A 22734-nucleotide genomic window follows, 5' to 3' on the forward strand; every position below is an offset into this window, starting at 1 on the left:
TTTCCTAAAATGTCTTTCTCTCTTTCAATGAACCACTACATTATTTTCCTGAAATGTTATTTTCTTCCACCTTGCCGTTATTGGAATTATGCCTAACGTATGGGTTGTAGCATTACTGTAATATTATATATATTTGAAATTACTACAATCCAATTTTCTAATAATAAGTGATTGATTTAAAATCTTTTGTTTTTTTTACAAATATACATTTTTTATTAATGTCAAAATTTTTATCATTTAAAATTTAAATCCTTAAATTGTCCAACGGACTTTTAACATCTTCCATTCCTTTTCTTGTAATATGGGTATAAATTGCAGTTGTTTTCGGAGAACTATGCCCGAGTAATTCCTGAATATACCTCAGGTCAGTGCCTCTTTCCAATAAATGAGTTGCAAAACTATGCCTTAATGTATGCAGGTGTATTCTCTTTTTTATTTGTGCTTTTTTACATGCCTCCCTTAATATGCTGCAACAACTTTCATAACTATATTGTCCGCCTGTCTGTCCTTCAATCAACCATATTTTGGGTTTGTACTCTTTATAATATTGCCTTAAATATAATAATAATTTTTCTGACAATAAACTATATCTGTCTTTTTTTCCTTTGCCACTTTTAATAATAATTATTTTTCTTTTACTGTCAATATCGCTTATTTTAAGATTCAGCAATTCATTTATACGTAATCCTGCCGAATATATTGTTAACATTATTGTTTTATGTTTTAAATTTGTAATGCTGTTTAATATTTTCTGAACTTCTTCTTCACTCAGTACTATCGGTAAAACTTTTTCTTTAAATGGTCTATCTATATAATAAAATCGCCTTGCTCCACCTAAAACTTTTTCATAATAAAATTTAACGGCATTTATTATTTGGTTTTGATACGATGCCGAAACTTTTCTCTTCTCAAGCATGTATAGTAAATAATTTTTTATATCTGTTTCTGTGATGCTTTCAAGCTCTTTATTTTTGTAGTAATTTATAAAATCCTCGAATGCTGTTCTGTATGTATATATAGTATTTTCGCTATATCTTTTCAATTTAAGCTTTTCAATAAATTCTTTGGGACATTTCCTGACATTTGCATATTCTTTCTTTTCCTTACTCTTAATGTCGTTTGTATTTATGTATTTAAACTCTATTTTATAATTAAATTTTTTAAAATAATTTTCGAGCTCGTTTACTATATTTTCAGTATAAGCAATGTTCCATGAATTTTCTTTTTTATTCCAAAAACTATACGGAAATGTTTTGATTTTTTTCACATGCGATCTGTCAAATGGGAAAAGTAACATTATTTTTTTAAAATCAATAATATTTACGAGAATCTTATTTTCTTTCTTTGAAATGCTTATTAAATCTGTTTCTTTTTTTAAATCTTTTTTTATTTCATCAGTAATTTTATTTTTATCTTTATCTAAAATCGGCTGTTTATTTGCCGTTACTTCTTTTTTTGAATACTCAATTTCCGGAAATAAATATTTTACTTTATTAAACGCTTCCTTTGTATAAGGAATATGCCAGCAATTCAGAGTTTCGCTCCATCTTGCATCATTTATAGCTTTTATTTTTCCTGTTACGCTTACATCATAATCAAAAATAAGCTTAATGCGTTTTTGATTGCGATGTTCAACGGGTTCGGCAATTATTTTTATCATAAAAAATAAATTAACAAAAGGAGAACATATACGATAATTCTGTTCCCTTTAATTGTAACTTGTTGCTTTTTCGGTTTTTATTTGAATTTTATTTGCATAACAACAGTTACTTTCCTAACGATGAAATGTCGCTATACAAAATAGTATAAACTACAAAATATTTAACAAAATAATTTTATTTTACAAAATTACTTTTAAAATAATTCAAAGCAAAAAAATTAACATAATTTTAACTTTAATGTTACTCTAAAACAAAGCTAAAGAAATTCATAATTCGACATAATATCTCTAAATCCTTGTAATACCAATAATTTTCTGTATCTTTGTAAAAATTCAAAGTCTCGAAAAGAAATTTCTTGCCTTTTTTATAACTAAAATAATCAACAAACATTCATGCAATTTCAATCATTGAACATCATTGAGCCAATTCTCAAATCATTAAAAGAAGAAGGTTACATAACACCTACGCCTATTCAGGAACAGGCAATACCAATTATTCTCAGAGGAACCGATTTGATGGGTTGTGCGCAAACAGGTACAGGGAAAACAGCAGCATTTGCTATTCCTATTCTTCAATTGCTTAGTACAAACAAGAATTACGATAAAAAACGAAAAATACGAAGTCTCGTTGTAACTCCTACCAGGGAGCTCGCCATTCAAATAAAAGATAGTTTTAATACTTACGGCAGGCACACACGTATATCGAGTACTGTAGTTTTTGGCGGAGTAAGTCAATTTCAACAAACACAAGCATTACAGAATGGTGTTGATGTTTTGGTTGCAACACCGGGAAGGTTGCTTGATTTAATTAATCAGGGATTTATTAGTCTTCGCGACATAGAAATTTTTGTATTAGACGAAGCAGACAGAATGCTTGACATGGGCTTTATTCACGATGTAAAAAAAATAATTGCCAAATTACCACGACAAAGATTATCACTTTTTTTCTCAGCTACAATGCCTGCTGAAATCGTTGCATTAGCCGGAAGTATTTTGAATAAACCCATGAAAGTAGAAGTTACACCTTCCGCAACCACTGCCGAAACCGTAAATCAATTTGTTTATTTTGTGGATAAAGGTAATAAAGCACCTTTGCTGGTTCATGTTTTAAAAGATAAAAATATAAGAACTGCTTTGGTTTTTACACGCACAAAGCATGGAGCCGACAAAGTTGCCCGAATGCTGGTTAAAAATAATATTAACACAGAAGCAATTCACGGCAACAAATCGCAAAGTGCAAGACAGCGAGCTCTCACTAATTTCAAACAACAAACCACAAGAATTCTTGTAGCCACCGATATTGCTGCACGCGGTATTGATGTAGATGATATGGATTATGTTATAAATTTCGAAATCCCAAATATTGCCGAAACTTATGTTCATCGTATTGGAAGAACAGGTAGAGCAGGTGCTTCCGGCACGGCATTCTCGTTTTGCGATGCAGAAGAAAAAGCTTATTTAAAAGATATTGAAAAACTAATTTCAAGAAAAATCCCTGCGGTAAACGACCATCCGTTTCCGCTCGAAGACCATCATCCCGTGAAAGCTCCGGTGCAACAACGCCAGCATCGACATCAGCAAAAAAATAATGCACATCGCCGTGTTGCTCGTTATAGATAGTTCTCTTTAGGACACTTCTTTTGTGGAAAATTTCCAGAAGCAGCGAGATAGCTTGAATCTGAATTATATCAGGCAGCATCACACAATTAACAATAATTAAACAAACATATTTGTAAGTTACATTATTGTTAGTTTTTTTATGAAAAATAAAATTATTGAACACCTTTTGTTTTCGGTAAAATAGCATCAGATAAAAGTTCTACTGATAGAGAGGACAAACATCGAATATCGAACACTGAATAATGAATGTCGAAGTAAAAACTTCATGATTCAAAATTCGATATTCATTTTAAGTTTATTGTGGAGCTGGAGGGATTCGAACCCTCGTCCAAACAAGTAGCAGAAAGGTTTTCTACATGCTTAGTATTTGATTGATTTTAGTGAAATTGCTGGTTCAATACAGACCTACAAAATCCTTAGCCCCAAATTTTTCATTCAGTCAGCGAGACAATAACTGAACTATCTCAACATTTGCGATGCTTCGTCAGGACGCAGTTGAGCAAAGCTTCCCGGGAAACAGCTAACTGTTAATTTCTAAAATTAAGCAGCAATAGCGTAATTATAATCGTTGCCGTTTAATAGGCGTGAGAGTTGATTTTTACGAGCCATATTCACAACGCTCGACATGCTTGCATCACCACTATCCTCGCTGTCAAAACCGGTCAGCCCCATGATTTCAAGGAACAAAAGAACTGCAAATATACGAAAAATAGTTTAAAGTTTAATGTCTAACGTTTAAAGTTTTGACAACCGCCACTGCCAACTGCTACTGCCACAATTTTCATACTATAAACTTTTCAAAACCGTATCATTTCCGTCGAACACGGCATAAGGTTTATAATTCACCCATTCCCCAAGGTTAATATATTTTGAATTTTCTGACAGTTTAAATTCAATAGGAAAGTGCCTGTGACCATAAATGAAAAAGTCAATATGTTCTTTTTGTAAAATTTTTCTTGAATTAATAATAAGCCATTCCTTTTCGCCGAGAAATTTTTTCTTTTCATAATTATTATCGTTCGACAAACGACTTTTAAAAGAAAAAATACGTGCGATTTTAAAAGCAAAATTCGGATGTAGCAAAGCTGAAAATAGCCACTGCAGTGTTGAACTTTTAAATCCCATTTTCATTAATTTGAATTTATAATCGCTGGGACCAAGACCATCGCCGTGTGCCAAATAAAATTTCTTTCCATTTATTTCTTTAATAATTGGTTCACGATGCAATTCAACATTTAATTCTTTTGGTAAATAATCATAAACCCAAATATCATGATTGCCTGTAAAATAATGTATCTTAATTCCGCTGTCACTCAATTCAGCAAGCTTCCCCAGCAAACGCACGTATCCGCGGGGAACTACCGATTTATATTCAAACCAAAAATCAAAAACATCACCAAGTAAAAACAATTCCTGCGCATCTTGTTTTATTTCATCAAGCCATTTTACAATTATTTTTTCACGCTTATTGCTGCTTTCATAATCGGGTACTCCCAAATGAAAATCGGATGCAAAATATATTTTCCCCACTTTTTTCAGTTAATTTATGATTTAATATTTTTCCAAAACTAATAATTAAAACTTTTATTTGTATTACTTTTGTTGTGTAAAAACATACTGAATAAGATTAGCGCCCATTTTCAATGCTTTTTGTCTTACCGGTTCGGAATCATGGTGAACATCTGAATCTTCCCATCCATCACCCAAATCGCTTTCATAAGAATAATAACAAACAAGCCGATTCTTATAAAATAAGCCAAACCCCTGTGGTGGCTTTCCATCGTGTTCATGTATTTTAGGAATACCTTTCGGAAAATCAAACTTCTGATGATATATGGGATGATTAGGAGGTAATTCAATGAAATCAAGTTCGGGAAAAACTTTTTTCATTTCTCTCCTGATATATTTATCCAAACCATAATTATCATCAATATGTAAAAAACCACCGCCAGTTAGGTAATTTCGCAGATTCTGAATTTCCTGTGATGAAAAAACAACATTCCCGTGACCGGTCATGTGAACAAAAGGATAATTAAAAATATCAGCACTGCCAACTTCAACAACTGCATTGTCGGGATTTATATTCGTTCCAATATTTTGATTGCAGAATTTTATTAAATTAGGTAACGATGTAGGATTTGCATACCAATCTCCTCCCCCATTATATTTTAATAATGCAATTTGTATTGTTGGTTGTTGTGAAAAACCAAATAAATAAAATCCAATAAATATTATTATTAAAAATTTTTTTCTCATTTGCAAAAAAAAATATTTTTAAAAAATCTGATAAAAAAACAAACTCAAACTCTTTTTGTAGCTTATATTTCGAATAAATAACAACTACACGGACAAAAGTAAACATTTTTTTTGAAAATTATGTTTTCGAACAGTTAATATCTTTTGTCACCTTCCATACGATTACAAATTAATAATATGAATCAAGAATCTGAAGTTCCATATAGTTGATTTAAGGGGTGGTTACAGAATTTAATTATTTTTTTCGTAAATCTTGCAATGATTAATATATTTGCATACAGAAATTACTCTATAAATCTTAAAATAAATATCTTTCTATTTTATGAACAACTTCTCTTCAAAACTTCTTGAAGATGCCGTGAACCAGTTTGCAAAACTGCCCGGTGTAGGTAAAAAAACAGCTATCCGCTATGTACTGCATTTATTAAAAGAAGACAATGCTCAAGTTCTGGATTTCGGGAATACCATAATGAAGTTGAGGGAAGAAATAAAATTTTGCAAAAGCTGTCATAACATTTCCGATAATGAAGTTTGCGAAATATGTTCGGCTAAAAACCGCGACAAATCACTTGTTTGTGTTGTCGAAGACATTAGGGATGTTATAGCAATAGAAAACACAAATCAGTACAACGGCATATACCATGTACTCGGTGGTGTTATTTCGCCAATGGATGGTGTTGGTCCTTCTGACCTTAATATTTCAACTTTACTCGATAAAGCAAGAAATAACGAAATTAAAGAAATAGTACTAGCACTTAAAACAACAATCGAAGGAGATACAACCTGTTTTTATATTTTCAAGAAACTTAAGGAATACGAAGTGAATGTTTCTACTATTGCCAGAGGAATTGCCATTGGCGATGAATTGGAATACACTGATGAAATTACTTTGGGAAAATCAATATTAAACCGTGTTCCGTATTTCGGAGTACACGCTTAAATCGGTTTGTTGTTTAAAATGTTTGTCGTTTGTAGTTAAACCATGATTGAGTATTTGAGTTTTTTAAAACTTTAAAAATATTTTTCATATTAACATATATGTTCTCAACTACATAATACATGCAACAACAAACTGCATCAAATAATTGTTAGCAACAAATAAATTAATAATTCTATAAACAATTTATAACTTGAAACTGTCTGTTATCATAGTAAATTATAATGTAAAATATTTTATTGAGCAATGTTTAAATTCTGTTAGGGAAGCATGCAAAGATATTGATGCGGAAGTAATAATTATTGACAATAATTCTGTTGATGGTTCTGTAAAAATGCTTGAAAGCCGGTTTCCTGAAGTACGGTTGATTGCAAACAAGGAAAATTGCGGATTTGCAAAAGCAACAAATCAGGGAATTTCAATTGCAAAAAGTGAGTATGTTTTACTTCTTAATCCCGATACTGTTGTTGAGAACGACACTTTCCGCAAGTGCATAAAGTTCATGGACGAACATCCCGATGCAGGAGGACTCGGTGTTAAAATGCTTGATGGCAAAGGAAAATTCCTGCCCGAATCAAAAAGAGGAATGCCCACTCCTGCTGTGGCATTTTACAAGGTTTTCGGTTTTTCAAAATTATTTCCAAAATCGCATACTTTCGGAAAATATCATCTTACTTTTATCGACAAAAATAAAACAAGTGAAATAGATATATTGGCAGGTGCTTTCATGTTTTTACGAAAAAAAACTCTCGATAAAACAGGAATGCTTGATGAAAGTTTTTTTATGTACGGCGAGGACATTGACATTTCGTACCGCATAACAAAAGCTGGCTATAAAAACTATTATTTTCCTGAAACACGCATCATACATTATAAAGGCGAAAGCACCAGAAAAAGCAGTATCAATTATGTGTTTATATTTTACAGGGCAATGATAATATTTGCAAAAAAACATTTTTCAAAAAAAAATGCTGCTTATTTTACTTTGCTTATAAATATTGCAATATACTTCAGGGCAACAGTAGCAGTTATAAACCGATTTACAAAAAAAATCTTTACGCCTTCACTTGATACGATTTTGATATTTTTGGGAATGTATTTATTGAAAAACTACTGGGAATATAATATTATTTCTTCAAAAGAATATTATCCTGTGGAATTCATGAGCATTGTAGTGCCTTTGTACATTATTATCTGGTTGTTTTCAGTTATTCTGTTCGGAGGATACGACAGACCTGTAAGAAAAGAAAAAATATTCAAAGGCATAGTTGCAGGAACACTATTCATACTTGTTATTTACGCACTGCTGCCCGAATCATACCGTTTTTCAAGAGCTTTGATTTTGCTGGGTTCAATATGGACACTTTTTATAATGAGCTTTCACCGAATAATAATAAATCTCATAAAAAACAAAAGATTTGAAATTAATACTACAACCGAAAAAAAAATTCTTATTATAGGCGAAAAAGAAGAAGCGGAAAGAGTTGCCGATATACTTAAGCAAACTTTCATCACACCGAGTTTTATAGGATTTGTGAAACCGAAAAACAGCAACGGTAATGGAAACAATTTTTATTTAGGCACTCTCGAGCAGATAAAAGAAATAATTGAAATATATAAAATAGATGAAGTTATATTTTGTGCAAAAGACCTTACATCAAATCAGATTATTGATGTGATGACAATTATTTCCGATAGTAAAGTTGATTACAAAATAGCGCCTCCCGAAAGCTTGTTCATCATAGGAAGCAATTCGATAAATACTACAGGTGAACTTTATGTTATAAATATAAACTCCATAACAAAAATTGAAAACAAACGAAACAAAAGAATACTTGATGTTATTTCTTCCTTAATAATGTTGCTGTTTATTCCATTTCTTATTTTTGTTTTAAGAAACCCCGTTAAATTCCTGAAAAATATTTTTCTTGTATTATATGGTTGCAAAGCATGGGTGGGTTATAACGACAGCGAATTGCAAACCCTAAACCAGAATATTTATTTTGCAAAACTTCCCTTAATACGCAAAGGAATTCTCAACTGCACCGATGCATTAAAAAATAAAGACATACCACAAGAAACCATAAATCGCCTTAATATTCTTTATGCCCGTGATTATAAACTTGCAAATGACATCGTGGTTATCTTAAAAAACATAAGAAATCTGGGAAGGTGAACATTTATTCAAACATGATAAAATGAACTTACTGAAATATGATAATTCTTTTTTGGAACTCATTTTTTCATATATTGCAAGAAAATAAATCAGATGTGTTTTTCAGCTGAAGCAAGTTTTGTTGCAAGTAGTGCACTTTGTGTTGCGGGTGTTGTTGCAATAAAAAAAAACCAAACGCCATCACATATTTTATTAGCAGGCATTCCATTATTTTTTTCGCTTCAACAATTCACAGAAGGATTCGTGTGGCTCACTTTGACAAATCCCGATTATGCAACATTGCAGAAAATCCCGGTTCATGTTTTTCTTATATTTGCTTTAGTAGTTTGGCCTGTATTGGTACCTCTTTCAGTTATGTTGATTGAGAAAAATGAGAAACGTAAAAAGACATTAAAAATACTTTTTTGCTTTGGAGCAATATTTTCATTTTATATGACGTACTGCTTGCTCTTCCGTGATGTTACCGCAAAAATAATGTTCCTGCACATTCGTTATGATGTTGATTACCCCATAATTTTACCAAAGTTCAGAGGCATAATTTATTTTATTCCTTCGGTCATTCCTCCTTTTATTTCAAGTATAAAAAAAATAAAAATATTCGGAGGTGCTGTTTTATTATCATTTATCATCACTAACATTTATTTTAAAGAAAATGTAGTTTCGGTATGGTGTTTCTTTGCCGCAATAATAAGCGTTGTAATAATTCTTGTAGTTTGGGATAAAAATATAAATTGCCACGTATTCACAGATTAAATAAAAAATAACTATTTGCTAAAACACTTTTTTTTCTTTTGAAAAAAGCATAATGTTTTACTACCTTTGTCAAACAATTTAAAGGCAATGTTGCTTTCACAAAACAAAATAAAATTCATCAATTCGCTGAAACAAAAAAAGTTCAGGAATGAGCTTGGATTGTTTGTTGCAGAAGGCGAGAAAATTGTCGGTGAACTATTAGAAAGCAATGCAAAAATAAATTCCATTTATGCAATTGGTGAATGGCTTAATGCTAATTCAAAGAAAATCGAAAATTGCAAGGCAGAAATTAATGAAATCGGCGAAAATGAATTGGAAAGAATTTCATCACTTACCACGCCGAATAAAGTTCTTGCCGTAATTGAAAAATTCAATTTCACTTTTAATAAGAAAGAAATAATTTCTCAACTTTCACTTGCTCTCGATGAAATAGAAAACCCCGGAAACTTAGGTACAATAATAAGAATAGCCGACTGGTTTGGAATTGACAATATTTTTTGTTCGAAAGATTCAGTTGAGATATACAATCCTAAAGTTATTCAAGCAACGATGGGTTCGTTTTTAAGAGTTAAAGTTCATTATGTTGATTTAGAAAAAACAATAAATGATTTTAAAAATGAATTACCTGTTTACGCTGCTATTACTGATGGAGAAAATATTTATAAAACAAGTTTATCGAAAAATGGTTTAATAATAATCGGCAACGAATCAAAAGGTATTTCGAAAGAGCTGTTGAAAGTTGCAACAAAAAAAATATCAATTCCAAATTACAAACATAAAAACAATTCCGATGAAAATGCCGAATCGCTTAATGCCTCAATTTCAGCGGCAATAATATGCTCGGAGTTCAGAAGATTTTTTATAGAAAGATGATTGATACACTTAATTTATCGGATTTAATAAATTTAAATGCTAACAGAAAAGAAGTTGTTAGCATTTCCGAAAAGATAAATTCTTCAAACACTTCACACATTCATATTACAGGAACTATAAGCTCTTTCAGACCTTTACTTTTAACTTCAATATTTAAAAATTTCTCAAATACGCATTTAATAATTCTTGATGATAAAGAGGAAGCAGGATATTTTCTTAATGATTTGGAGAATTTCTTAAATGCTATAAATAAAAAAGAGAGTATTTATTTTTTTCCACGTGCACACAAAACGCCTTATAATACTGATGAATTAAACAATGACAATTTACTATACAGAACCGAATTGCTAAGTAAAATTAATAATTCCGATGAAAATATAATAATTATTACATATCCCGAAGCTTTAACCGAAAAGGTTGTAAATAAAAAATCGCTGACAAAAAATACATTTAAAATAAAAACGAAAGAAAAGTTAACTATTGATTTTATTGTTGAATTTTTACACGAATATAATTTTCAATATTCCGAATTCGTTGTAGAGCCGGGACAATATAGCATTCGCGGTGGAATTATAGATATTTTTTCTTTTGCAAATGATTTTCCTTTCAGAATTGAATTTGCTGGTGATGAAATTGATTCCATACGAACATTTAATCCTGAAACACAATTATCAATTAAAAATTTTGAGGAAATTTCGATTATACCCGATATTCACAACGAAGCAATGCTCGAAAGCAATGAATCTATTTTTGAATTCATTCCCGAAAACACAATAATATGGTTCAAAGATTTTTTTTGTACAAAAGGAATTATTGAAAAAAAATATTCCGAAGCATTAGAAATATTCGAGAACAACAGTAAAAATAATTACATTTCTCATTTATCTCCCGATAAAATTTATCTCACAAAAGAAGATTTCATTTCACAAATAAATAAATTCAAAACCATTGAATTAAGCACAAACACTTATTTTAAAACAGATACGGAAATTAATTTTTCGATTTCACCACAACCGGTTTTTAATAAAAACTTCGAACTTCTAAAACAAAATTTATTAAACAATACAATAAGTGGTTTTAAAAACCTGATATTTTTTGATAATCAAAAACAACTCGAACGGCTTTCACTTATATTTAAAGATTTATCGTCAATTGACAAATCCGAAATTTCATATTCAACAATTCCGGTTTCGCTACATGAAGGATTTATTGATAAAAATCTTGGTGTTGCCTGTTACACCGACCATCAGATATTTGAACGTTATCATCGTTTTCATTTAAAACATGCATTCACAAAAAAAGAATCTTTAACCATAAAAGAACTCACCTCCCTCAAACCCGGTGATTACGTAACACACATTGACCATGGTGTAGGCAGGTTTGCAGGATTGGAAAAAATTGAAGTCGGTGGCAAAATGCAGGAAGCAGTGAGAATTTTATATAAAGATAATGACTTGCTTTACATTAGCATTCATGCACTTCATAAAATATCAAAGTATTCCGGTAAGGAAGGAACAGCACCGCAAATTCATCGTCTTGGTTCAAATACATGGTCTAATTTAAAAAATAAAACAAAAAGAAAAGTCAAAGAAATTGCATTTGATTTAATTAAACTTTATGCCGAAAGAAAAACCAAACAAGGATTCGGATTCAATCAGGACAATTACATGCAAACCGAACTTGAAGCATCATTTATTTTTGAAGATACACCCGACCAAATAAAATCAACAACTGATGTGAAAAAAGATATGGAATCATCATATCCCATGGACAGGCTTATTTGCGGCGATGTTGGCTTCGGCAAAACCGAAATAGCTGTCAGAGCTGCATTTAAGGCAGTATGCGACAACAAACAGGTTGGCATTCTTGTACCAACAACAATTCTTGCTCTTCAACATTACAAAACTTTTTCCGAAAGATTAAAAAATTTTCCATGCAATATTGATTTTCTGAGCAGATTTAAAAGCGCATCGGAAATAAAAAAAACGCTTGAAAAAATTACTGCTGGCAAAACTGATATAATTATCGGCACTCACCGTCTTATAAGCAATGATGTTAAGTTTAAAGACATCGGACTTTTAATAATTGACGAGGAACATAAATTCGGTGTATCAGCAAAAGAAAAATTAAGAGCATTGAAAACAAATGTTGATACATTAACACTTACCGCTACACCTATTCCGCGAACACTTCAGTTTTCATTGCTCGGCGCAAGGGATTTATCAATTATCAGTACACCTCCACCTAACAGATACCCTATAAAAACAAGAATACACACATTTGATTATGACGTAATAAAAGATGCAATTAATTTTGAAATTTCACGCGGTGGTCAGGTTTTCTTTATCCACAACATAGTTCAGAATATCGAAGATATAGCAAACACAATCAGAAAACTTTGTCCTCATGCAAGAGTTGGCGTAGGACATGGTCAAATGACAAGTCAAAAGCTCGAAAAAATAGTTACGGATTTTATTGAAGGAGAATATGATGTTCTCGTTTCGACAACAATTGTAGAATCGGGACTTGATATTCCGAATGCAAACACAATAATAATAAATAATGCCCACAACTTCGGATTAAGCGATTTACATCAGATGCGCGGAAGAGTTGGAAGAAGTAATGTAAAAGCTTTTTGCTATCTGCTAACTCAACCACTCGCGGTATTAAGCAGCGATGCTAAAAAAAGGTTAGAAGCATTGGAAGAATTTTCGGATTTGGGAAGCGGATTTAATATTGCAATGCGCGATTTGGATATAAGAGGTGCAGGAGATTTACTCGGAGCCGAACAAAGCGGATTTATCAATGAAATGGGTTATGATACATATTTGAAAATTCTTAAAGAAGCAGTTGATGAACTTAAAGAAAATGAATTTAAAGAACATTTCGAAGAAGCTGCATCCGAAAAAAATTATGTCAAAGATTGTTCATTCGAGTCCGACCTTGAATTGCTTATCCCCGATGATTATGTGAGCGATATTACCGAACGGCTTTTTTTATATAAAGAACTTGACAATATTGAAACAAAAGAAGAACTTGAAATTTTTGCAAATAATTTAAAAGACAGATTCGGTAATATTCCCAAACAAACCACAGAGCTCTTGAAAGCGATGCAATTGAGATGGTTTGCAAAAGAAATTGGCTTTGAAAAAATAATTTTAAAAAATGCAAAACTCACAGGTTATTTTGTTTCAAATAAAGATTCGGAATATTATAAATCCGTTCAGTTTTCTAAAATTTTAAATTTCATTCTGAAAACGGCAAATTGCAAAATGAAAGAAATAAATAATAAACTGATTTTATCTTTCGAAAATATCAAAGAAGTTAATTCAGGTATGGATATGTTAAAAATATTATTGAATCAAATATAAAACTACAAATTACTTATTGTCAATTAATTAACATATTATCGTCCAATTTTCAACCATGTAAATTGAAAGTTTAACTTGCAATTTACATGGTTAATTTTTATATATTTGTTTTGATTACCATTAAAAACAGAATGATAAAATTCCTTATAAAGCTATACACAAAGTTCACGGAAATCTTATACAAAAGATTAAATCACATTCAATTTCTTTTGTTTTTGAGTGTTCTTGTTGGTATTGTTGCGGGTTTTGCTTCCGTTATATTAAAACTTCTTGTTCATTATTTTCATGCAATTTTTACTTATGATTATCAAATAAGCAATCAATGGTATTACGTAATAGCTTTCCCGACAATTGGTTTGATAATAACAGTTGCCATCGTTAAAATATTTTTTAAAGGACGTTTTTTCAAAGGCGTTTCAAGCGTACTTTATGATATTGCCCAGAAATCAAGTTCAATGGAGAAACACAAAACATATTCTCATATTATTACAAGTTCCATAACTGTAGGATTAGGTGGTTCTGCGGGATTAGAAGCACCAATTGCTGTTACAGGTTCTGCAATAGGTTCAAACTTCGGATTGTTTCATAAATTAAATTACAAAGATAGAACATTACTGCTTGGATGTGGCGCTGCGGCAGGAATATCAGCAGCTTTTAATGCACCTATTACAGGAGTTATTTTTGCACTGGAAGTTATTCTTGCTGATATTTCTATTTCTGCTTTTATTCCTCTTTTGATTTCTTCAGCAAGCGGAGCATTAATTTCAAAAATTATTCTTAACGAAAGTATTTTGCTTCACTTTAAATTGCATCAAACATTCAATTATCACAACATTCCTTATTATATGGTTTTAGGAATAATCACAGGATTTGTTTCACTTTATTATGCAAAAACTTTTTTATCAACAGAGAAATTCCTGAGTAAATATCAGAAGCAATACAACAAAGCAATTATCGGTGGACTTATTCTCGCGATTTTATATTTTTTCATTCCTACATTATTCGGTGAAGGATACGACAGCATAAAGATTCTCGCTAATGAAGATATAAACGGCATTTTCAAAAACAGCATATTTTATAATTTCAAAGATAATTCTTGGTTTTCATTAATTTTTATAGGAATTATTGCCTTTGTGAAAGTTATTGCAACATCAATAACAATTTCAAGCGGAGGAAATGGAGGTAATTTCGCCCCATCACTTTTTGTCGGAGGATATCTTGGATTCTTTTTTGCAAAACTTGTAAATCAACTCGGAATTGCTAAACTGCCTGTAAGTAATTTCACAATCGTTGGAATGTGTGGAGTACTTGCTGGTGTGATGTATGCTCCGCTGACAGGCATATTTCTTATTGCCGAAATAACCGGCGGTTATGATTTATTTATTCCGTTGATGATTGTTTCTGCTTTTTCTTTTGCTATTGTCAAGCGCTTTGAAAAGTATTCCATGGACACAAGACGACTTGCTTTGATGGGGAAAATATTTACAGAAGATAAAGATAAAAATATTCTTTCTTCAATCAAAGTTACTGATGTTATAGAAACTAACATTGGATGTATTTTACCTAATGCCAAACTCAGAGATTTAATTAAAATAATTGAAACAAATAAGAGAAATATTGTTGCAGTCATTGATGATAAAAATAAATTACTTGGTATTGTTGAAATTGAAGATATAAGAAATATAATGTTCAAACATGAACTATATGACCGCATTGAAATAAGACAATTGATGAAACGTCCGCCGGCTTTTGTTTTTAAGGATGAAAATATGGACGATGCAATAAAAAAGTTTGACAGAACTCAGGCATGGCATTTGCCGGTAGTTGACAGGAGTAATTTTAATTATTTCGGATTTATTTCAAAATCTTCTCTTTTCACTAAATACAGGGAATTAATTGTTCAGCATAATATTCAGATTTAAATTTTTATTATTTATGAGAAATTATATTTTATCAATTATATTTTTTTCTATAGATTTTATTTCCTTTGCTCAACCCCCAGATTTCACTGTTTACGACACAACAAATTCAAAAATTACAAGCAATATTATAAAAACAATTTGTATAGATAATAATAACAACAAATGGTTTGCAACAGGAGATTGCTTCAGTGGAGGCGTGCTTGTTAAATTTGATGGAAAAGATTTTACGGTTTTCAATAAATCAAATTCAAAAATTCCCGATGTCTTTATTACTGCAATTGCTTGCGATAAAGATAATAACATCTGGCTTGGCACTAAAACAGGCGGTTTGACTAAGTATGATGGAACTAATTGGGAAACTTTCAATACATCAAATTCGCAATTACCCGATAATCATATAAGATGTATTACAACCGAAGATAATGGAATTATATGGCTCGGCACAGATAAAGGTCTTGTGAAAATCGAAAACGAAAAATGGACTATTTTCAACAAAACCAATTCTCTTCTGCCACACAATAATGTAAATTTTATCACTATCGATAAACAAAATTTCAAATGGATTTCTACCGATAACGGAATTGCAAAATTTGATGGGACCAACTGGATAATATTTGATAAAAAAAACACACACATTTCTGATAATCTCACCGGCTGCATTGCAATTGACAAATCTGATAACAAGTGGATTGTTTTTTGGGGCGGCATTGCCAAATATGATAATACGAACTGGGAAATTTATAATAACTCTAATTCAGGTTTACCGGCATATACAGATTATTTTATTGCAATTGACAACAATGATACAAAATGGATTGCCACAAATTACGGGCTTGTGAAATATGATAATAAAAAATGGGAAACGCTAACACCCCAAAATTCAAAGATTCCTGATTTTTTTATAAATAAACTTGCTATTGATAAAGATGGTAAGCTTTGGCTTGCTTCGCAAAACGGCTTGGCTATTATTAAATAAATAATAATTTATTTCCATGAACAAAGTAAACGACATAATTAAATTCCTTAAATCTCAAAGTTCAGAGAAAAATAAAGAAGGAATGGCACGATTTGGAATAAAAGTTGAAAAAGCATTTGGCATATCAATACCTATACTCAGAAGTATTGCAAAAAAGAATAAAAAAAATCATGAGCTTGCTTTGCAACTTTGGAAAACCGGTTATCACGAGGCAATGATTCTTGCAAGCATGATTGATGCTCCTGATGAAGTCAGCAGCAAGCAAATGGATGAATGGATAAAAGAATTCAATTCTTGGGATTTGTGCGACCAGTGCTGCCTTAATCTTTTTGCATATTGTGACAATGCATTTGAAAAAGCAATGGAATGGACAAAACGCGAAAAAGAATTTGAACGTCGTGCCGGCTTTGCATTAATGGCTTGTCTGGCATTCAAGCACAAAAAAGCAAACGATGAAAATTTCTATCAGTTCTTTGAACCAATAAAAAAATATTCCACCGACGAAAGAAATTTCGTAAGAAAAGCTGTTAACTGGGCATTGCGTCAAATCGGGAAAAGAAACAAAACACTTCATCCGAAAGCAATTAAACTTGCAAAAGAAATAGAAAAAATAAATTCTAAAAGCGCCAGATGGATTGCCAAAGATGCAATACGCGAATTAACTTCCGAAGCGGTTATTAAAAGAATTAATAAATAATAATGAATAATTAATAATAAAAAACGCAACTTAAAAGGACATGAATTATTATTTATTAATTTATTTAAGTCCTATTTTAGGTGCGTCCCTTTTGCTATCCATTTTTTCTTTTGCTTTGTTTTTAGGATTGCGGGCATCAACGTCAATTTGTAAATTCCATTTTCCTTTTTTTAAAACAAAAGCATCACAGCTCATATCAGGTCCGTAAAATTGGAATTGTCCATTCATTTGTTGCCCGGGAGGCGACAGATGGTCGAAAATTATCATTTTATCTTTTTTATAAAATTTAAGTGACATAATTACTTGTGGTGAAAATTCAAATATTACTCTTGATAATACTTTTTTTTCTGCAACAAAAATTGGTTCTCCAAAAACAGGTTCTTTATTTTCATTAAAAGATAAAACATCAATAACTTTTTTTAAAGTGAGCTTGTCATTCCCTTTCCATCCTAGCAAAGTATAATATCTTTTGCCATTACATTTAGTTAAAATCATATCATAATATAATGCACCATACCATTTATTCGCATTTAGATTTTCAGTAAAAGGTTTTTGTATTCCATCAGATTTATCAACAAGTTTTGTGTCTTTCCTGTTTTTCATCTGAATTATTCCATAATACTTATAAGTGCCGTCAGATTTAGGAAAATACCAAGTAAAAATTCTTATTTTTTTATCAGAAGAATATAAATGGGTTGCTGTTTTCAGTGAATCAAATTTATAATTGAATGCACCAGGTTCATTAAGGGCTTTTTCCAGAATTTTCTCAAACTTTTGATTTGTCCTGTATTTCAAACTGTCATCTTTTGAATATAGCATTACTTTTCCAAGCATCTGCAAGGAATCTTCATAACTTCTAAATACATCAATATTCTGCGAAAAGGCAAATGAACAAACTAAAACAAATAGCAGAATGAATAAAATATTTCTCATGCGTCTTATAAATTTTGTTAATTTTATTGCTGTAAAGTTAATAAAACTTCATATTAAAAAATGATTTACGAAAAAAAGATTACGACATTTATAAAACTTGGAAATTTCCTTTCTTATTTTGTTAATGACAAAAACAATAAAGCAAATAAGGAAAAATATTTATTAGAGTTTTATTCTAAATTTGAAGAATTAATAAAAACATCATTTCATTATAATGGCTGGTTCACTGAAGAAAACGTAAGGACTGCCATTTCATCAATAGCACAAAATCTTTCAAAAGAAAAGCTTGAAAAATGGCTTAAAAAATATCCCGAAAACACTTTAAATAAAAATGAAGCAAAAAGAATTGCAGTTATTTTAGCAGGAAATATTCCAATGGTTGGTTTTCATGATTTGCTATGTGTTTTGGCTACCGGAAATGTATTCATAGGAAAATTGTCTTCACAGGATAATAAGCTATTGCCCTTTATTAGTGAGATTTTATTCAAACTCGAACCTGAATTTATAAATAAAATTCATTTTACAGAAAACAAACTTGAAAATTTCGACAAAATAATTGCAACCGGAAGCGACAATACTTCAAGATATTTCGAATATTATTTTGGGAAATATCCGCATATTATCCGTAAACACAGGAATTCAATTGCAGTGCTTTCGGGAAATGAAACCACTGATGAACTCGAAAAACTTGCAGACGATATTTTTCTCTATTTCGGACTTGGATGCAGAAATGTTTCAAAAATATTTATACCCGAAAATTTTGATTTTGAAAAGTTTTTTGAAACAATGAAAAAGTATATCTATTTATCAAAACACAATAAATACCAGAACAATTACGATTATTACAAAGCAATTTATCTTATAAATAAAAATGATTTTAAAGATAATGGATTTATGATGCTTACGGAGAACTCATCCTTCTCCTCCCCTATTTCCGTAGTTTATTATGAAAAATACGATGACATTAAAAACGTTTCAAAAAAAATCGAAACTAATAAAAATAAAATTCAATGTATAGTTTCAAATTTTACTGAGATAGGGAACAAAGTAGATTTCGGCAAAACACAATTTCCGGAACTTTGGTATTATGCTGATGATATTGATACAATTGAGTTTTTGGTAAGTCGATAAAAAGTTTATTGTTAAAAAAACTGTTTAAAAGTTATGTACATAAGAGCAAAAAAATATTTAGGTCAGCACTTTTTAAAAGATGAAAACATTGCAAAAAAAGTTGTTGCTGCTCTTTCTGCCGACTCCAAAAATGTTTTAGAAATTGGACCCGGCACAGGTGTGTTGACTAAATATCTGCTTGAAAATAAAAAATTAAATTTCTACGTTATTGAAATTGACAACGAATCGTCTGAATTTCTTGAATTACACTATCCACAATTAAAAGATAAAATCATAAAATCGGATTTTTTAGAATTCAAGATTGAAAATATTTTTGAAGAACAATTTTCTATTATAGGCAACTTTCCTTACAACATTTCAAGTCAGATTTTATTTAAAACTCTCGAGAATAGAAACAATGTAACTGAAGTTATCGGTATGTTTCAGAAAGAAGTTGCTGAAAGAATTGCCTCAAAGTCAGGAACAAAACATTGCGGAATACTCGGCGTTTTGATGCAGGCATTTTACAATATTGAATACTTGTTTACTGTTGACGAAACTGTTTTCTCGCCTCCACCGAAAGTTAAATCGGCAGTGATACGAATTACAAGAAACAATATTCAAAAACTTGATTGCGATGAAAAATTATTTTTCAAAGTTGTAAAAACAGCGTTCAATCAACGAAGGAAAACATTGAGAAATGCACTTAAAATATTTGAAATTAATAAAAATATTTCGGAAAATATTATTTTTAATAAACGTGCAGAAGAACTTACGGTGAGTGATTTTATTGATTTAACAAATCTGATTGAAAGTGAATCAGAAAAACGACATCACCAATAAAGTTAAAGAGAGCATAACTAAAATTACAACTGCCGTAACACCAACAATATTGTAAAAAGGTTTATTTACATGCACCCCCATTATTTCTTTTTTGTTGATAAGAATAATCATGCAAACAAGAACAACAGGCAAAAATACTCCGTTAGCAACCTGCGACCACAGAGTTATAACTATTAGCGGAGCGTTAGGAATAAGAATTACACATACAGCAATAAAAATAATTGTTGTAAAAAGATAATAAAATTGCGGTGCTTCATTCCATTTTTTATCAATTCCGGCTTCAAATCCGAATGCTTCGCAAATATAAAATGATGCAGCAATAGGTAATATTGCTGCAGAAAACACCGATGCAATAAAAAGTCCGAATGCAAAAATCATTGAAGCAAAAGAACCGGCTAATGGTTTTAAAGCTAAAGCAGCATCTTTTGCCTCTACAATATTAATTCCATTTTTATTCAGAGTTGAAGCGCAAGCAACAATTATAAAAAAAGCTACTACTACGGTAAGAACGCTACCTATAACAACATCCCAAACAGTATATTTCAAATCTTTTATTTTCAAACCTTTTTCAATAACCGATGACTGCATATAAAACTGCATCCACGGAGCAATAGTTGTACCCACAATGCCAATAATAATTGCTATATAAGCAAAATTAAGTTTTATCTCCGGTTTTACAACGGCTCTTCCTATTTCGCTCCACTGGGGTTTTCCCATAAACGCAGATACAACATAAATAAGTAAAAACAAACTGAAGAATAAAAATACCCTTTCAGCAATTCTGTAATTGCCTTTAACAACCAAAAACCAAACAGCAATAGCAGAAAGCGGAACCGAAATGTATTTACTTATGCCAAATACGTGCATGCTTCCTGCAACACCTGCAAATTCAGTAGTTGTATTACCTATATCGGCGAGCAGCAAACCCAGAAAAATAAAAAATGTAGTTTTAACACCTGAATTTTCACGAATTAAATCGGCAAGTCCTTTACCTGTTACAATTCCCATTCGGGCATTCATTTCCTGAATAATAACAAGCACAAAAAAAGCAGGAATAAGAGTCCATAAAATTTTATATCCATACAAGGCACCCGCGACAGAATATGTAGTAATACCACCTGCATCATTATCAACACTGCCGGTAATGATACCCGGACCAAGTATTGCAAAGAAAATTGCAATCTGTTTCCAAAAACTTTTTTTCCTTAATTTAGTAACCATCTTTGTTTAATGGGCTTATAATTAATCAGCACATACATTTAACTAACAAATTACTTTCTGTTTGTCGTTTAAAATGTTTGTTGTTTGTAGTTAAAAAAACGACAAACAACAAACTACAAACATTCTTAACCTCTTCAATCTTCCATCAATTTATCGAGAACATCGTCAACAATAACCACTCCGAGCATTTTCATTTTTTTATTAACAACAGGAACAGCAAGCAGGTTATATTTTGAAATCATTTCAGCCAGTATATTTGTATTGTCAGTATCGTGCACAAAATTTATATTTTCATTCATAATTTGTTTAAGTTTTGTTTCAGACTCAGAAACTATTAAATCCCTAAGGGAAACTGTTGCAAGTAATTTTTCATGCTTATCAAGTACAAAAAGAGAATAAATTGTTGCTGGTTCAGGTTTCAATTTACGAAGCATATCTATGGTTTCACTTACCGTATAATTTTCACGAAAGTGAATAAAATCGGTAGTCATCAAGCTACCAACAACATCTTCATCGTATTTCATTAATTCACGAACTTCTTCCGACGCATCGGTTTTCATTTCGCTGAGGAGTTCTTCAACTTTTTCTTCTTCCATGTCATCAAGCAAATCGGCTGCTTCATCGGCAGGCATTTTTTCCAAAACATCTGCTGCTTTTTCGGTAGAAAGATTTTCTATAAGACTAACCTGAGCTTCGGGTTCAAGTTCTTCTAATACATCAGCCGCTTTTTCTTCATCTAAGGATGAGAATAAAGCAAGCTGTGTATTTCGGTCGAGGTCTTCGATAATGTCTGCAATATCAGAAGGGTGAAGTGTAGATAATTTCGATAATGGTTTTGATAATTTAATTCCCAGATGATGATAATTTATGGCTTCAACATCATCCCATAAAATAAAATCACTCGGAATATTTATCCCTGCAGGTTTCAGAATTTTATTAACAGGTCTTGCTATTCCTAATCTTCGCAAAAGACCTTCGATACCAACATCAACAGCAATAACGAAAGTTCCCGTAGATAATATTGCAAACCTGATATCATTGACTCTTTCAACTTTTTTATCATCCATGTCAACTATCTGCTTGTCGAGAATATGTTTGGCAAGAAAAAGGAAATTATCATGTTTTACATCAACTTCGTCAATCTTATTGCATTTTAGAAAATAATGGTTTCTTTTTTTATAAATATTAAAATACTCAATGTCGAGCATTTTTGTTTTATTGTGCAACTTAACTTTTGCGGCAACAAGCTTAGGCCTTTTGAAACTTATATCAACAATAATATCGGTAAGTTTTCCAATAACTTTATGAGTAGAAGAATAAATCTTGCTGTTTATGATGTTGCTTAAATAAAATGTTTTAACTGCTGGCATAAACTTCCTCCAAAAA

General features: G+C 31.2%; 17 protein-coding genes and 1 other RNA gene. 11 read left to right on the forward strand and 7 right to left on the reverse strand.

The features are described 5' to 3' along the window. Positions 1-244: 244 nt before the first annotated feature. On the reverse strand, positions 245-1660 hold the full coding sequence (xerA, locus tag WC223_10385) for a site-specific tyrosine recombinase/integron integrase (protein MFA6924644.1): 1416 nt from the start codon (positions 1658-1660) through the stop codon (positions 245-247). 393 nt (positions 1661-2053) lie between these two features. On the opposite strand from xerA, the gene WC223_10390 reads away from it, so the two are divergent. Continuing rightward, positions 2054-3280, forward strand: coding sequence for a DEAD/DEAH box helicase (locus WC223_10390; GenBank protein MFA6924645.1), 1227 nt, complete (start codon positions 2054-2056; stop codon positions 3278-3280). 298 nt (positions 3281-3578) lie between these two features. Here the strand turns inward: WC223_10390 and ssrA are convergent. The 3 genes from ssrA to WC223_10405 form a co-directional block, all read right to left on the reverse strand. Next, positions 3579-3950, reverse strand: a transfer-messenger RNA (tmRNA) gene (gene ssrA, locus WC223_10395). Positions 3951-4066: 116 nt separating this feature from the next. Next, on the reverse strand, positions 4067-4810 hold the full coding sequence (locus WC223_10400; GenBank protein MFA6924646.1) for a UDP-2,3-diacylglucosamine diphosphatase: 744 nt from the start codon (positions 4808-4810) through the stop codon (positions 4067-4069). 63 nt (positions 4811-4873) lie between these two features. Next, positions 4874-5536: a DUF4159 domain-containing protein gene (locus WC223_10405; GenBank protein ID MFA6924647.1), complete on the reverse strand. Its 663-nt coding sequence runs from the start codon at positions 5534-5536 to the stop codon at positions 4874-4876. A 322-nt stretch (positions 5537-5858) separates the two neighbouring features. Between WC223_10405 and recR the strand changes: the two genes are divergently transcribed. The 8 genes from recR (at position 5859) to WC223_10445 (ending at position 17241) form a co-directional block, all read left to right on the forward strand. Further along, positions 5859-6476, forward strand: a complete 618-nt coding sequence (recR, locus tag WC223_10410) for a recombination mediator RecR (GenBank protein ID MFA6924648.1) — start codon at positions 5859-5861, stop codon at positions 6474-6476. A 190-nt stretch (positions 6477-6666) separates the two neighbouring features. Next, on the forward strand, positions 6667-8649 hold the full coding sequence (locus tag WC223_10415) for a glycosyltransferase (GenBank protein MFA6924649.1): 1983 nt from the start codon (positions 6667-6669) through the stop codon (positions 8647-8649). A 93-nt stretch (positions 8650-8742) separates the two neighbouring features. Beyond that, positions 8743-9402 carry a DUF6629 family protein gene (locus WC223_10420; GenBank protein ID MFA6924650.1) on the forward strand — a complete coding sequence of 220 codons (660 nt, stop codon included), beginning with the start codon at positions 8743-8745 and terminating at the stop codon, positions 9400-9402. Between the two features lie 66 nt (positions 9403-9468). Then, positions 9469-10275: an RNA methyltransferase gene (locus WC223_10425; protein ID MFA6924651.1), complete on the forward strand. Its 807-nt coding sequence runs from the start codon at positions 9469-9471 to the stop codon at positions 10273-10275. Beyond that, on the forward strand, positions 10272-13646 hold the full coding sequence (mfd, locus tag WC223_10430; protein ID MFA6924652.1) for a transcription-repair coupling factor: 3375 nt from the start codon (positions 10272-10274) through the stop codon (positions 13644-13646). Before WC223_10425 ends, mfd begins: the two co-directional genes overlap by 4 nt. A gap of 131 nt (positions 13647-13777) precedes the next feature. Continuing rightward, positions 13778-15568, forward strand: a complete 1791-nt coding sequence (locus tag WC223_10435; GenBank protein ID MFA6924653.1) for a chloride channel protein — start codon at positions 13778-13780, stop codon at positions 15566-15568. A 13-nt stretch (positions 15569-15581) separates the two neighbouring features. Further along, positions 15582-16544: a two-component regulator propeller domain-containing protein gene (locus WC223_10440; protein ID MFA6924654.1), complete on the forward strand. Its 963-nt coding sequence runs from the start codon at positions 15582-15584 to the stop codon at positions 16542-16544. Positions 16545-16560: 16 nt separating this feature from the next. After that, the gene (locus WC223_10445; GenBank protein MFA6924655.1) at positions 16561-17241 is read left to right on the forward strand and encodes a DNA alkylation repair protein; all 681 of its coding nucleotides are present in this window, start codon (positions 16561-16563) and stop codon (positions 17239-17241) included. A gap of 60 nt (positions 17242-17301) precedes the next feature. Here the strand turns inward: WC223_10445 and WC223_10450 are convergent, their stop codons facing one another. After that, positions 17302-18174: a hypothetical protein gene (locus tag WC223_10450; protein ID MFA6924656.1), complete on the reverse strand. Its 873-nt coding sequence runs from the start codon at positions 18172-18174 to the stop codon at positions 17302-17304. Positions 18175-18234: 60 nt separating this feature from the next. Here WC223_10450 and WC223_10455 point away from each other — a divergent pair, with 60 nt between their 5' ends. Beyond that, entirely contained in the window at positions 18235-19305 is a 1071-nt protein-coding gene (locus tag WC223_10455; GenBank protein MFA6924657.1) for an acyl-CoA reductase, read from the forward strand. Between the two features lie 33 nt (positions 19306-19338). Continuing rightward, positions 19339-20127, forward strand: a complete 789-nt coding sequence (gene rsmA / locus WC223_10460) for a 16S rRNA (adenine(1518)-N(6)/adenine(1519)-N(6))-dimethyltransferase RsmA (GenBank protein ID MFA6924658.1) — start codon at positions 19339-19341, stop codon at positions 20125-20127. Here the strand turns inward: rsmA and WC223_10465 are convergent. After that, positions 20104-21348 (reverse strand): Nramp family divalent metal transporter, encoded by a 1245-nt coding sequence (locus tag WC223_10465; protein MFA6924659.1) that lies wholly within the window; start codon positions 21346-21348, stop codon positions 20104-20106. The two genes, rsmA and WC223_10465, sit on opposite strands and share 24 nt — an antisense overlap. A 134-nt stretch (positions 21349-21482) precedes the next feature. Beyond that, positions 21483-22718, reverse strand: a complete 1236-nt coding sequence (locus WC223_10470) for a CBS domain-containing protein (GenBank protein ID MFA6924660.1) — start codon at positions 22716-22718, stop codon at positions 21483-21485. Positions 22719-22734 lie beyond the last annotated feature (16 nt).

The sequence above is a fragment of the Bacteroidales bacterium genome, from assembly GCA_041671145.1.
In the GTDB taxonomy this organism is placed as follows: domain Bacteria; phylum Bacteroidota; class Bacteroidia; order Bacteroidales; family JAHJDW01; genus JAQUPB01.